Origin of the sequence: Arthrobacter sp. SX1312 (assembly GCF_002929295.1) — a bacterium.
Classification (GTDB): Bacteria; Actinomycetota; Actinomycetes; order Actinomycetales; family Micrococcaceae; genus Arthrobacter_D.
In genome coordinates this window covers 710,323-723,564 of record NZ_PJIM01000002.1, presented here as the reverse complement: position 1 = coordinate 723,564, position 13,242 = coordinate 710,323, and the positions used below count along the sequence as shown (strand labels likewise).

The 13,242-nt window shown below is 63.3% G+C and carries 11 protein-coding genes; 8 read left to right on the top strand and 3 right to left on the bottom strand.

What is annotated here, in order from left to right; translation table 11 throughout:
* Nucleotides 1-101: 101 nt before the first annotated feature.
* From CXQ92_RS10845 to CXQ92_RS10830, 5 genes are all read left to right on the top strand, one after another.
* A complete protein-coding gene (locus tag CXQ92_RS10845) occupies nucleotides 102-566 on the top strand; it encodes a GNAT family N-acetyltransferase (protein WP_104167740.1) in 465 nt (154 codons plus the stop codon).
* Between the two features lie 102 nt (nucleotides 567-668).
* Entirely contained in the window at nucleotides 669-1,406 is a 738-nt protein-coding gene (locus CXQ92_RS10840) for a metallophosphoesterase (protein WP_181033624.1), read from the top strand.
* A 606-nt stretch (nucleotides 1,407-2,012) separates the two neighbouring features.
* Nucleotides 2,013-3,092 carry an alpha/beta fold hydrolase gene (locus CXQ92_RS10835; protein WP_104167739.1) on the top strand — a complete coding sequence of 360 codons (1,080 nt, stop codon included), beginning with the start codon at nucleotides 2,013-2,015 and terminating at the stop codon, nucleotides 3,090-3,092.
* A gap of 3 nt (nucleotides 3,093-3,095) precedes the next feature.
* Nucleotides 3,096-3,380 (top strand): alpha/beta fold hydrolase, encoded by a 285-nt coding sequence (locus CXQ92_RS18870; RefSeq protein ID WP_146067469.1) that lies wholly within the window; start codon nucleotides 3,096-3,098, stop codon nucleotides 3,378-3,380.
* Nucleotides 3,381-3,500: 120 nt separating this feature from the next.
* Nucleotides 3,501-5,063 carry a diguanylate cyclase gene (locus CXQ92_RS10830; RefSeq protein WP_104167738.1) on the top strand — a complete coding sequence of 521 codons (1,563 nt, stop codon included), beginning with the start codon at nucleotides 3,501-3,503 and terminating at the stop codon, nucleotides 5,061-5,063.
* Between the two features lie 142 nt (nucleotides 5,064-5,205).
* Here CXQ92_RS10830 and CXQ92_RS10825 read toward each other — a convergent pair whose 3' ends face one another.
* The gene (locus tag CXQ92_RS10825) at nucleotides 5,206-5,961 is read right to left on the bottom strand and encodes a MerR family transcriptional regulator (RefSeq protein WP_104167737.1); all 756 of its coding nucleotides are present in this window, start codon (nucleotides 5,959-5,961) and stop codon (nucleotides 5,206-5,208) included.
* Between the two features lie 226 nt (nucleotides 5,962-6,187).
* The gene (locus CXQ92_RS10820) at nucleotides 6,188-6,712 is read right to left on the bottom strand and encodes a small multidrug efflux protein (protein ID WP_104167736.1); all 525 of its coding nucleotides are present in this window, start codon (nucleotides 6,710-6,712) and stop codon (nucleotides 6,188-6,190) included.
* A 491-nt stretch (nucleotides 6,713-7,203) separates the two neighbouring features.
* Between CXQ92_RS10820 and CXQ92_RS10815 the strand changes: the two genes are divergently transcribed.
* From CXQ92_RS10815 to CXQ92_RS10805, 3 genes are all read left to right on the top strand, one after another.
* A complete protein-coding gene (locus CXQ92_RS10815) occupies nucleotides 7,204-8,082 on the top strand; it encodes an alpha/beta fold hydrolase (RefSeq protein WP_104168204.1) in 879 nt (292 codons plus the stop codon).
* Entirely contained in the window at nucleotides 8,060-8,893 is an 834-nt protein-coding gene (locus tag CXQ92_RS10810; RefSeq protein ID WP_104167735.1) for an alpha/beta hydrolase, read from the top strand. The genes CXQ92_RS10815 and CXQ92_RS10810 overlap by 23 nt, the downstream gene beginning before the upstream one ends.
* A 175-nt stretch (nucleotides 8,894-9,068) precedes the next feature.
* A complete protein-coding gene (locus tag CXQ92_RS10805) occupies nucleotides 9,069-11,939 on the top strand; it encodes a LuxR family transcriptional regulator (RefSeq protein WP_104167734.1) in 2,871 nt (956 codons plus the stop codon).
* A 224-nt stretch (nucleotides 11,940-12,163) separates the two neighbouring features.
* Here the strand turns inward: CXQ92_RS10805 and CXQ92_RS10800 are convergent, their stop codons facing one another.
* On the bottom strand, nucleotides 12,164-13,093 hold the full coding sequence (locus CXQ92_RS10800) for an SDR family oxidoreductase (RefSeq protein ID WP_104167733.1): 930 nt from the start codon (nucleotides 13,091-13,093) through the stop codon (nucleotides 12,164-12,166).
* Nucleotides 13,094-13,242 lie beyond the last annotated feature (149 nt).

Genomic DNA, 13,242 nt, shown 5'->3' with positions numbered 1-13,242 from the left:
CATGCTCGGGTCAGTGACGAAGGATGAGAACCGTTTCTGTTGGACCTGCTGCAGCACTCGTGGTTTACAACCCGGACATGAAGGCCCGGTAACTCTCTAACATGACACTCATCATTAAACGTGCGAACTTCCGCGACCCCGACCTGAAGATTTTCCTAGAAGCCCATCTCGCCGACATGGCACCACTTTCACCACTTGAGAGCCGGCATGGACTGGACATGGCAGCGCTGCAGAAGCCGACAGTTCGGCTCTGGGTTGCGCTGAACGAGCAGCGAATAGCGGGCACGTGTGCGCTGTCGGCATTGACCCCAGACCACGAAGAACTCAAGAGCATGCGCACCGACCCAGAACTACGAGGGAAGGGCATCGCTTCAAAGTTGCTCAATCATGTGGTGACCGACGCAAGGGCGCGAGGCATAACGCAAATCTCACTGGAAACCGGCAGCATGGATTTCTTCGCGCCGGCCAGGACGCTGTACGCCAAGAACGGTTTTGATTATTGTGAACCCTTTGGCTTCTACACTGATGACCCCTACAGCTCCTATATGACGCGCGTGCTTCGGTAGACACTTGCGGAAACTTTCCACTGACTCAGCAGTAAAGAAAAGCAACCCCGCCTCGAACCATTACGTTGAGCTTTTTCGGCGTCGATTTTTTAGGATGAACAAATGCGCCTTGCCGTTGTGTCCGACATTCATGGAAACCTTCTGGCTATAGAAGCCGTCCTGGCCGACATGGCCCGCCAATCGATAGATCACAGCGTAAATCTGGGTGACCTGCTCTCCGGGGGGCTGCAGCCCCGACAAACAGCAGAGCTGTTGATAGACGTCGGCATGAAGACGGTGGCCGGCAACCACGAACGCCAGATACTCACGCTGGGACCAGAACATATGGGCGCTTCAGACCGGCTCGCAGTTCAAGAGATCACCCCTGCGCAGCGGGAATGGTTGGCCTGCCTGCCGTCGACCCTGGTGGTTACGGATGGAGTACTGGCGTGTCACGGGTCACCGGATGATGACCTCACTTACCTTCTGGAGACCGTCGAACCAGCCGGCGTCAGACAAGCAACCGACAGGGAAGTACGGCAAAGACTGGGCACGCACACAGACTGGTCCCTCGTGCTGTGCGGACACACTCACCTACCCCGAGCTACGCGACTCCCGGAGGGTTCTTTGGTAGTCAATCCCGGCAGCGTCGGGTGGCCAGCATTCGACGATGACAAGCCATACCCGCATGTGATGGAAGCTGGCACTCCGCACGCCCGTTACGCGGTTCTCGATGACGTAAGTGGGCGATGGGACGTTGAATTTCGGTCGGTTGTCTACGACTGGGAATCTGCTGCCCTCATAGCCGAAGCCCACGACCGTCAGGACATGGCTCGCGCCCTTCGCACCGGACGAGTCTGAGTCAATGTCTGACTATCCGAGTCTGAGTGGAGACCACTTTCGCAGTCTGATTTGAGCCCACCCTCGCGTGATAACTTGCCAATGAACTAACCAATTAGAGGTTGTCAACGGAGGCGGACATAACGTGAGGTTATCGGCGGACAAGGAGGGGTTCACTGGACGGTCCGTCGTCGACTGGCTTTGCCGCCACAGCCATGCCGCCGCCCTACTTGCGAGGTGTACTAGTTGCGGATCCGAACCTGGATCCGCTTATCAAACACCGGAACAGTGCGGCATTTGCGGCCCGGCCGATGATGCTTTTGCTTTCGAGAAGGCCGGTAGCTCCGGCAGCTGCTACGAGGATCAAATTATTGATTTCGCCGAACCTGCCGGAGCCCTTGACGTATACCCCCCAGGGGTATATCTTCGAGGTGTTGGCAGCCCCGCTCTCGGTTCCCACAAGCACGACAGGTCCCCCACGCGAACCTGAAAGCGCAACTTCGCGAAAACACAACACGTCTGTACGACTTCCCTTCGCTCGTCGGGGCGATGTCATCCGGACGAACAGCCCGCCTTCGAACGGGCTCTCACTTCATTCGAACACCCCCAAGTCTGGAAACGTCCCCCATGTCACAGGCCAGTCGTCAGCTCCCGAACACCACGAGCCACGCAACCCAAGGAGTACCCGAAAAGCGACGCCGGCCATTCCGGCGCACACTGAAAACCACCGGCATCGTCGCTCTCACCGCACTGGGACTGACCCTTGCGTCCACAGCGGCCAACGCGCTTCTGGAACAGCAGGAGAAGTCGAGTACCGCCCAGTACGGTGACCTCGTGGAAGTCGCCGGCGGCGAGGTCAACGTCGTTCGGGCCGGCACCGAAGGTGCACAGCCCCTGGTCCTGCTCAGCGGCCTGGGCACGATCGCTCCGGCGCTGGACTTCGCCCCTTTGATCAGGGAACTCGATGCTTACGACGTCATCGTCGTCGAGGGCTTCGGATACGGCTACAGCGACATGAGCGCACCCGAACGGACCGTGAAGAACATCAGCACCGAGATCCACCAGGCCCTGTCCTCACTCGACCTCGAGAAGCCATACGTTCTGGCCGGACACTCGATCTCCGGCTTCTACACACTCGACTACGCCAACCGGTATCCGAGCGAAGTATCCGCCGTGGTAGGCATCGACCCCAGCGTGCCCACCCAGCTAGAGGAGCATTCCGCGGCCAGCGGCGGCATCAATATCATCGGGATACTGTCCACGATCGGCGTGGTCCGAACAGCGGTCTCGGTCGCTCCCGGAGCGGTGGACCCGGCAAGCGACGACTTCACCACAGATGAATTGGAGCGCATGCGCCAAATGACAATCTGGAACTTCGGCAACGCGGCAGTCGCCGACGAAAGCGCCCGAGTCGCCAGCAACGCCGCAGCACTCCAGGGAGTGACCTACCCGGAGAACCTGCCCGTTCTTCACTTCCTCGCCAGTGACAACGTGGCCACCAATCCCAACTGGCTCGAGTCGCACAAGAACCAGCTCAAGAACGTCCGCCACCACGAAATCGTCGAGCTCAACGGCCCGCACAACCTGCACTGGACGCAGTCAGCGGCCATGGCTCAGAAAATCACACAATTCCTCCAGGACAGTGCCACATCTCAAGCGTCGCCCACACCCCTTGGTGCATCGACCGAGGTGACCCAAGGGAACTAGAAAATACCCCCTCCAGACAACCGAGTAACGCCACATAGTGGCGTTACTCGGCTCCTCGCAGGACACTCATTCGGCGGCCTCTACGTGCTCACCTTCGCGGCCAAACATCCCGCGGACGTCGCCGGGTTGGTTGTGGTCAACTCGACGGTTGTAGATCTCGGCGCGTATGTGCCGCTTCAAAGGAGCCGGAAGCCGTCCCAGCTCCCGCGGCAGACCCGGGCGCCGCCCCTCGGCGCAGAGATGCTGCCCGACGCGAGGAAAACCCGTCAGCCGAGACCCTTGAGGTGACGCCCTCGGCACGGCAGACTGAGCACACCAGTCTCATCCGGCACATCAGCGCCACACCATGGTCTCGTTCACGCTCCACGGTCAGCAGGACAGCGCTGCCCCGACCCCTGGAGCCACACCATGAATGACGCCGTCATCGAAAGCGGTTCCCTCCGCCTCGCGCAGGAGAGCGACCTCATCGCCACCCTCGAGGCCCTCGAGATCAGCACCGATCTCCCCCGCGCCGTGGCGGACGCAGCCGAGATCAGAGCCTTCGCGGAGACACTCGGGCGGCTCGACGTCGCGTTCTGGGCGGAGGTGACCGGGCTCGACGCGCTGGCCCGCACGGACGGCGCGCCCGGCGCGAGGACTCGGGGCCAGGAGATTCTCGAATGGGCCACGGAGCAGGGCGACGCGCGGCTCGCGAGCCGCTGCCATGCGCTCATCGCGATGATGGACCTCATCGCAGGCCACTCCGGCTCCGGCGCGGAGCAGGCGACGATCGCCGTCACACTGCTGGACGGCACCGAGAAGCCCCGGCTCCGGGCGAACTTCCTGACACGCCAGGCGCTCGGCCTCCTGGTCGCCGGCCTCCTGCAGCACGGCTTCGACGTGTCCCGACGGGCGCTCGCCCTCGCGGACCAGCTGGCCGACCCCGAACTCCTGGCCCGGATTGCGTCGAACGCGTTCCACTCCGCACTCGACGAGTCGATGCCGGACGAGGCCCGCTTCTGGATGCGGCGGCTGGAAGCCGTGATCGCTGCATCGCCCGACCTCGAAGCCGAACTCTCGGACGTCCTCGCCCGCGGCCATCTGGCGGACAACCGTCCCTGGGACGCCCTCGACGTGCTGGAGCGGGCCGGCGACGACGACGCCTCGACGTCGCAGCCGGAGACGCGGGCCACCCGGATGCTCCTGCTCGCGCAGGCCCACCATGGGGTCGGCAACCTGCCCGCGGCGCGACGTGCCCTCGACCGGGCGGAGCAGATCACGGTGAGTCATGCACTCGAGGAGGTCGCCTCCACCGTCCTGGAGGAGCGCGCCGCCATCGCGGCGTCCGCGGCCGACTTCCGGCTAGCCTACGAACTCCACCGGCAGTTCCACCAGGCGGCGCGGAGCCGGTGGATCGAGGCCCGCCGCTCCCGGGTGGACCACCTGTTCGCCGAGCAAAACGTCACCGAGGCGCTCGAGCGCGCGGAGCAGGCGGAAGCGGCCGTCGCCGTCGACCCCCTGACGAAGGTCCGCAACCGACGGTGGGTGGAGGACACGCTGCCCGACGTCGTCCGGACCTGGCAGGCCGGAGGACCGTGGACCGCGTCCCTGGCCATCCTCGACCTCGACCACTTCAAGCTGGTCAACGACCGCCACGGCCACGCCGCGGGCGACGACGTGCTGGTCGCCGTCGCCGCGGCCCTGCAGACGTGCGGCGGGGTCCAGCACGTCGCCCGGATCGGAGGCGAGGAGTTCCTGCTGGTCCTGCAGCAGGACGCCGATCAGGAGCAGGTCGCGGACCGGGTGCTGTCCGCCGTCCGGTCCCTCCGGTGGCCCGGGATCGACGGCGGCCTCCGCCTCACGGCGAGCATCGGTTTCGCCGGCTGCGACCAGGGGGCGACGACGTCCGATCTGCTGCAGGAGGCGGACCGCCGCCTGTACAGCGCGAAGCGGGCCGGCCGGGACAGGGCGGTCGGCCCCTGGTCGAGGTAAGCGTGCGCTCCGCGGCACCGACGAGGGTTCATGGTTCGGCTGCGCCCGGGGGTGGAGACCAGACGTCACCCTTCTTGGTCACGCCGCAGCAGGCAGGGGCGGTGTCGATGCCACCTCGGTGCCCACATACCTCGGGCCCGCGTCAGGGCGCGCGCTCGTCCTTCGTGGCCTGTTCGATCTTGAGGAGGCCACCGGCGATGACGCTCGCCTTGGCAAGGACGTCCAGTTGTGCCGGGTTGTACAGAGCCGTGAGCGATTCGATGACCGTGTTCTGGGTCACCTCGAGGCCTTTCGACAGGTGCTTCCCCGGGTCCGTGAGCCACGAGTAATCCCTGATGGCATGGGCAATGGTTGGTGCATAGCGTTCGGCGAGTGCGGCGCGAACGGTTTCGTCGGCGTCAGGAGCCAACTCGTCGAATTCCTTGCTCACCGGATCTGTGTCCTCCCTGACCATCTTCCGCAGATCCTGCATCGCGTCGTCGTCGTACAGTTGGGAGTAGATGAGCATCAACGATTGGTCCTGCTTGGACAGGCGGGGTGCAACGTCCTCGAACCCTGCCGGGACGCCCGTCACGGAGGACCCCTGAAGGATCGCCTGAATCTCCGCCCTGGCACGCTGCAACCTCTCGATGCTTACCGCGAGGTCCGCGTCGATCGCCCTCAGCGCCTCGGACGACGAATCGCCATCGAGGGCAACTTCGTCGATCTGGTCGAGCGGTACACCGAGATCCCGTAGGCGGCGTATTTTCAGGAGACGGACGAGGTGCCTGACCTGGTACTGCTTGTAGCCATTGGACATCCTGTCCGGCTGCTCGAGCAGTCCGACCCGATGATAGTGACGCACGGTATTCACCGTCGTCCCGGCCAGCTCGGCGATTCCTTGGGTGCTCCAGGCCATGCTCGTCAGCCTTCTTCGTTCATCGTCACCGGTTCAGTCGCGACGCACCTGCTATGTGTCGGTCGACCCTTCAAAAGGAAACTCCATGTTCCCACCACACGGTCAAGATGCAGAGAGAACCCTCCTGCGGAACCGCAGTGGAGGCGGTACCGGACAGACCGGTCGATGGCGGTGCCACCGATGAGTCAATGACGCCAGACGCCCAGAGCCCCGCTTGAGGTCTCCGTCACCAGCCCAATACTCCGACAAGCCCGGTCGCAAGCGCCGAGATGACGACGGTCCATACCACGATGGCGATCGCCTGCCAGAGCAGGACCCGCTCCTTCCTGACGCCCGACGCCGCGAAGAACGTAGCGGTGAGTTGCGTGGGAAGAGCGAGTGGGGCGAGGAGACTCGCGCCCGGCACCCCGAATCGGGAGAGCCAGCCCTGCAGGCGCCGCTGTCCCTTCGCGCGCCGGGCTGACGGAGCGGCGGATGCAGGACCTGCCGGCTCGCCCCCGCCTCCTCGAGAGGCGACGACCTTCTCCCGGACACGGGAGCTGATGGTGACGACGGCGAGCACGCTCAGGAAGTTGCCGATCATCGCCGAGACCGCTGCCACCACCGGATTGATCCCGAGGAGGATGCCGATGCCGGCGGCTCCCTCGCCCTCGATGTACGGGATCATCCCGGCGACCGCGACTCCCACCGGTTGCACGATTTCGGGTAGCTGTTGAACCCACTCCTGCATACCCTCATACGGGTTGTCCATTATGTCCTCCTTCGAATGCACGACGAGCGTGGATCAATCCACTGTCCTCACGCTTCTAAGGCGGCGCCGATTGCGCTCTGCCATGGCGTGATGTTGTGTGCTGGAACCAGTAAAGAGGCTGTGCCGACAACAGGGTCAAGGCCTCCAAACGAGTCGTTGGTCACACCGTCTGCTGGGGTGTCCTACCTCACCGCTTCGCCTCCTGCTCCTCGCCGGAAACGGCGGACAAAGTCCGGGCGGGCACGGCGCCCCCTCTCAAGTCCGAGCGTTTCAGCTCACCGTTGCCACCCACACCATGACAAGGCCGCGGTTCTGACGCGTGCCGGGAATGCAGCGCGAGGTCCCGGTGCCACCTGCTTCGAGGCGCCGGCTACGAGTCACGGAATTAACGGGCGCGATTTTCCTTGAACGACTACGCATTGCTCGTGGTGCGCCTCCTGTCAGATGCGAGGACGCTGGTGGGACCGAGCCGTGACGACCAGGAGGTACTCATGAGCTACATCACGACCGAGGACGGCACCGAGATCTTCTACAAGGACTGGGGTCCCGACGACGGACCGCCTGTTCTCCTCAGCCATGGCTGGCCGCTGAACAGCGACGCCTGGGAGGCGACCGCGCATTTCCTTGCCACTAAGGGTTACAGGGCTATTGCTCATGATCGGCGAGGGCACGGCAATTCCACGCAGACGTGGCACGGCAACGAGATGGATACCTACGCCGACGATCTCGCAGCCTTGCTCAACACGCTCGACGTCCGGGGCGTCACGCTCATCGGCCATTCCACGGGTGGTGGGGAAATCACACGTTACGTTGGCAGGCACGGCAGCGATCGCATTGCGAGAGTCATCCTGGTGTCGGCGGTGCCACCACTGATGGTCCGCACGGACGACAACCCCGGAGGACTTCCGATTGAAACCTTTGATGCCATCCGGGCGGGAGAGGCAAGCAACCGCTCTCAGCTGTACCGCGATCTCGCTGACGGCCCGTTCTTCGGCAACAACCGCACCGGCGACGTCCCCCAGGGAACCCGCGACGCCTTCTGGCGGCAGGGGCTCGAGTCAGGCACCCGAAACGCCTACGAATGCATCGCAGCCTTCAGTGCCACCGACTTCCGGCCGGACCTCGCCACGTTTGACGTCCCCCTGTTGGTGATCCACGGCGACGATGACCAGATTGTTCCCTTCGACATCAGCGGCAAACTGTCCGTCCAGATCGCCCCGAACGCGCAGATCAAGGTTTACGAGGGCGGCGCTCACGGTCTACCCGACACTGAACGCGATCGCCTGCATGCGGACATCCTCGAGTTCATCTCCTCACCATCGAACCCTGAAGGGACCCCAACCCGCCATGAGCAGCTCCAGCAAACCTGACACCATCGTGTTGATCCACGGGCTCTGGGTCACACCTCGCAGCTGGGAACAATGGAAGGCCCGCTACGAATCCAAGGGCTTCACCGTTATCGCCCCCGCCTACCCGGGATTCGAGATCGAGGTGGAGTCGCTACGCGAAAACCAACACGTGATCGCGAACCTCACCGTGCCGGACACCGTCACTCACCTGGCAAGCATCATCGGGGCTCTGCAGGCCCCGCCGATCATCATGGGGCACTCCTTCGGTGGGGTCCTCACGCAGCTGCTCCTCGCGCAGGGATTGGGAGCGGCTGGTGCTGTCATCAATTCGGCCCCGACCGAAGGTGTGCGTGTCACCCCCTTGTCGCAAGCGCGTTCCCTGTTCCCGGCGCTGAAGAACCCGGCCAACTTCCGTAGAGCGGTCGGATTCACCCCGGATGAATGGCACTACGCCTTCACCAACACCCTCAGCCGGGAAGACTCCGACACGGCCTACAACAGGTATGCGATTGCTGCCCCGGGAAACTGGGTATGGGCTTACGGGCTCCTCGCGAACTTCCAGCCGGGGCACCAGGAGACATGGGTGGATTACTCGGTCGACAGGGCACCTCTACTCTTCATTGGCGGTGGCGCGGACCACATCATGCCACCGGCGGTCAACAGGTCGAACGCCAAGCATTGGGCGAAATCCCCGGCACTCACGGAGTATCACGAGTTCGAGGGCCGGTCCCACTGGACCTGCGCTGAACCCGGATGGGAAGAAGTCGCCGACTACGCCCTCGCCTGGGCCCTCGCCCACGCTCGAACCGTCCCGTCTACGGCAACTGCCTAGAGGCCGGCTTCCTCCGCCCCGGAAGGTGCCTGATGCTCAGTGTGTGCTGGGGTACACACTGAGCAATCCAGCGAGTTGCTCGAAAGCCACATCCGAGTTCGCGTGGGCAGTGGGGACGGCCCGGTTGATGCCCGTCAAGTGACTTCGTCGTCGAGAGAGCTCATGAACACTTCGCATGTGGGAGCGCTTCCTTCTCACCTTCCGTACCGCTTGCTACGATCTGCTGGAGAAGGATCGCTGGCCTCCACTCGCCGGTCTCGAGGAACGGAACTCCATGGACGGGCAGGAACCGTCGAGACCGCTCATCGGGCGCTCTGAGGACAAGATCTGGTTGGCCGGCCTCCTATCGATGGCCGTTGAAGGGCGCGGAGCAGTCGGCGTGATCCGTGGCGACGCAGGCATCGGGAAGACCTTCCTTCTGACGTCGATCATTGATGAACACCCGCAGTTGCAGCATGTCCTTATTGTCGGCGTCGAAGCCGAAGCGGACCTCCCCTACGCTGCGCTCCAGCGGCTGGTTCTACTGCATCGGGCAATGCTGGATGACCTTATGGAGGCACAGCGTTCCGCCCTGTTGGTCGCGGGCGGACTTGCCCACGGCCCACCAGCCTCGCGCGCTCTGGTGGGCTTGGGGTTGCTGAATCTGCTGGCCCGTATCTCCGACGATGCGCCATTGGTCTACTTCATCGATGACGCGCAGTGGGTGGACTCGGAATCGCTGGATGCTCTCGCCTTCGTCGGGCGGCGCCTTGTCGCTGAACGTATCGCGCTGCTGTTCGCAGCCCGCACCAGTCCATCTGAACTCGCAGTACTCGAGCACTTCCCTTCACGCACTCTTGCTGGTCTCGACCACGAGAACGCACTGACGCTGATATCTGCATCGTCAGTACAAAAGGTCGATCTGCGGGTAGCTCAGCACATCGCCCGTGCTACTGGCGGAAACCCATTGGCTCTGGTGGATCTCCTCTCCGAGCTCACTGAGCGTCAGTTGCGTGGCGAAGATCTTCTGCCCGACCCTGTGCCGCTGGGGAAGCACCTTCAGGTGCACTACCTCAAGCAGGGCCGCGAACTTCCGCCCGAAACGCAGACCTGGCTTCTTGCAGCAGCGACGGAGCCCGATGGCAACCTCGATGCGATCACCGCTGCCAGTGATGCACTCGGCCTTCCAAGAGACGCATCAAGGCCCGCAGAAATCGCGGGCCTTGTTCGTGTCGATACAACGGTGAAGTTCCGGCATCCGCTTGTGCGCTCCGCCATTTATAACGGCCTGCCCAGCCACGACGTCCGCACCATGCATGGCCATTTTGCCCACGTGGCGAAGCGCAGGGGTGACACGTACCGATGGGTAACGCATCGGGCAGCGGCAACCATCGGATTGGACGATGAAGTAGCTGACGATCTCGAGACAGCGGCAGATTTGGCGACAACGCGCGGGGGGTACATGGCCAGGATGAACCTACTGGTTCGCTCCGCAGCCCTAACATCGGCGGCACACATCAAGGACCAGCGTCTGCTTGCCGCCCTTGAAGCCGGAATCGCGGCAGGAGCTCCTGCCCAAGCAGGCGCAATACTTCGAAGGCTCGACGCAGATCGGCTCGATGACCTATCCAAGGGCCGGCTGTTCATGGCGCGGTGTGATCTGGACACTCTCGCACCCGTTCGGGGACCCATTTACGCGCATCGACCTCAACAACTCCTTCGAGCGGCACGACTGTTCCGCACCTCTGCGCCCGCACGGGCCAAGATCGCGATCACCAGCGCATACTGGGCGCTCGTACAAGCGGACTATATGGTGCTCGGGACGTCCTCCCGAGAAGTGGCGGAGGAAGCACGTCGAATCTGCGAAGCAGCGCCGACCACCGATTTGCTCACCCAGGCCCTAGCCGCGTTGAGCAGTCTCATCCTTGACGGGCTCGAGGTCGCTGCTCCCCAGGTGCGGAACGTCGTCAGGCAGGCGACGACACCGCAGACCCCTGACGAGGAGATCCTGCAGGGCTTTGTTTGCCTAGCCTATGCCGCCTGCCTTCTGCGGGATGCCGAAGCGTGTGAGGCGATTCTTCAACGGGCAGAGCATGCAGCGAGGAATCGGGGTGCCACCCTGGTGCTCTGCCGCATCCTGCTGCTCGGGGCATATTTCAACATGCAACAGGGCCGAATCAAGAGCGGCAGGGAGCGTCTGACCAGCGCCGCAGAAATCATCGCCTTCATGGGCCTGCCCAGAGTATGGACAGACATGGTCACCACCCTTCCGGTTCTTCGGGGGTGGTGCGGAAGTGAATCGGTCACTGAAGACGACGACGTGACATCCGAAGCACGGGTCTTTGGATATGGCATGAGCAGTTCATCACGCCTCATCGGAACGATGCTTCTTCGAGCGTCGGAAGGCCGATACAAGGAAGCCTGGGCAGCCGGCCGACAAGTCAGGTACGACGACCCGTTCTTCACCGGATCCCTGTACCTACCGGATCTCATCGAATGCGCCGCGCGGGCTGGTGACCATCAAAGTGCAACACGACTCTTCGAGCGATTCAGGGCTGAGCGGAAGTCTTCCGATAGCACCTGGGCGGCAGCACTGGAAGCGCGAACTGCGACTCACCTTGAGGACAAGGACAAGGACATGGCGTCGCGATTCGAATACGCCCTGGACCTGCTCACCGGGCCCGTCTTCGAAATGGACGCCGCACGCACCCACCTGTTGTACGGGGAATGGCTGCGTCGACGGCGCCGGCGAGGCGCTGCGACCCGCCACCTCTCCGACGCACTACTCCTATTTCAACGAATTGGCGCGCCGAGCTGGGCCGAGCGCGCCCGACGTGAACTAGCCGCCCTTGGAGAGGTGCATACGCAGGCCGCGAGGACGCCGGCAGCAGATCTCACTCCGCAGGAACGGGCTGTTGCCAGGCTCGCCGCTCAGGGCAGCACCAACGCCGAAATATCGATGCAGCTCTTCGTCAGTTCGAACACAGTGGACTATCACCTCCGAAAGGTGTTCCGGAAACTCGGTGTCACGTCACGTCGTCAGCTGCAAGGCATCGACCTCGGCTGAACTGTTTCGGTTGGTCGACCCTGATGGTTACGGGTCGGGTCACCCGGGCTCTGGCCGACACACCGCAGGCTCAGCAAGCCCCTCACGAACGAACTCCTGAGCCGGTTACGAGATATCGATTATCGGCGAGCCGCTTCGCCTTCGTAACGCACGACCATCCATCTTCGTCGCCACTTCTCACCAAGGTCGCCTCCGAGACGGGCAGCGCGGGTCGTGGGGTCAGGTCAGTGCGGTGCATGGGCTGTGATGAGGTGTTCGGATACGTCCCAGAGGCGGTGTGCGTCGTCCATGTCGCGTAACGGTGCCCAGTACTCCTGGATTACTGGGGGCCCACCGGCAGTGCGCCTGGGTCCGAAGAAGTAGTCGCCCCCGTAGTCGGGATCGGTGGCTGCCATGAGCGCGGGCAGTGCCGCGTTCTGCGGGCTGCCTGCAAGGCCGATTTGTGCGAGGAGCCCGATAAGGCGGCGCTCCGGGGGGATCCGGTCGCGGCCCATGGCAGGCTGTGCGGCCAGGAGGTTGGTGGGTGAGATTCCTGGGTGTGAAAGATTGCTGCTGATACCCCACCCGTTGGCTCGGCTCCTGGCCTCGAGTTCCCGTGCGAAGAGGCCCACGGCGACCTTCGACCCGGTGTAGGCCTTCATGACGTCGTAGCTCTGCTCGTAGTTCAGGTCGTCCCAGTTCATCGCGCCCTTACGGGCGGCGACGCTGGTCTGATGGGTGATGCGCGCCCGGCCCTCGCGCAGGAGTGGTAGCAGGCCCAGGGTGAGGGCGAAATGGCCCAGATGGTTCGTCCCCCATTGCAGCTCGAACCCGTCCCGGGTCATCTGACGTGTGGGCGGGCGCATGACGCCTGCATTGTTGATCAGGATATTGATGGGGCGTCCCTCGGACGCGAGTGTGGCTCCGAGGGACGCTACTGAGTCCAGCGAGGACAGGTCCAAGGATCGGGTGCTCACCTTTGCGCCCTGGATGGCGAAGCGGATGCGCTGCGCTGCGGTGTCGCCTTTGTCCCGGTTCCGCACAGGCATGATGACTTCGGCGCCGGCCTGAGCCAACCTGGTGGCGATAATGGTGCCGATCCCGTCGCTCGCACCAGTAACGACGGCAAGTTTCCCGCTCAGATCGGGAACGGAGAGATCGTATACGCGTGGCATCAGTGGTTCCTTTGCTCAAGTGTCGACAGTCACCGGATCGGTGCCTGACTTCATGCTTCACCGCTTGCCGCACTGCAGCTAGGACCTGTCGATCCACGGCTACCGGATCCACCCCTACCACCCGGACACCTGCAGCCTGGATCTCGTGG

Coding starts and splice junctions, on each gene's coding strand:
- CXQ92_RS10845 (WP_104167740.1), top strand. CDS start 102: ATGACACTCATCATTAAACGTGCGAACTTCCGCGACCCCGACCTGAAG.
- CXQ92_RS10840 (WP_181033624.1), top strand. CDS start 669: ATGCGCCTTGCCGTTGTGTCCGACATTCATGGAAACCTTCTGGCTATA.
- CXQ92_RS10835 (WP_104167739.1), top strand. CDS start 2,013: ATGTCACAGGCCAGTCGTCAGCTCCCGAACACCACGAGCCACGCAACC.
- CXQ92_RS10830 (WP_104167738.1), top strand. CDS start 3,501: ATGAATGACGCCGTCATCGAAAGCGGTTCCCTCCGCCTCGCGCAGGAG.
- CXQ92_RS10825 (WP_104167737.1), bottom strand. CDS start 5,961: ATGGCCTGGAGCACCCAAGGAATCGCCGAGCTGGCCGGGACGACGGTG.
- CXQ92_RS10820 (WP_104167736.1), bottom strand. CDS start 6,712: ATGGACAACCCGTATGAGGGTATGCAGGAGTGGGTTCAACAGCTACCC.
- CXQ92_RS10815 (WP_104168204.1), top strand. CDS start 7,204: ATGAGCTACATCACGACCGAGGACGGCACCGAGATCTTCTACAAGGAC.
- CXQ92_RS10810 (WP_104167735.1), top strand. CDS start 8,060: ATGAGCAGCTCCAGCAAACCTGACACCATCGTGTTGATCCACGGGCTC.
- CXQ92_RS10805 (WP_104167734.1), top strand. CDS start 9,069: ATGTGGGAGCGCTTCCTTCTCACCTTCCGTACCGCTTGCTACGATCTG.
- CXQ92_RS10800 (WP_104167733.1), bottom strand. CDS start 13,093: ATGCCACGCGTATACGATCTCTCCGTTCCCGATCTGAGCGGGAAACTT.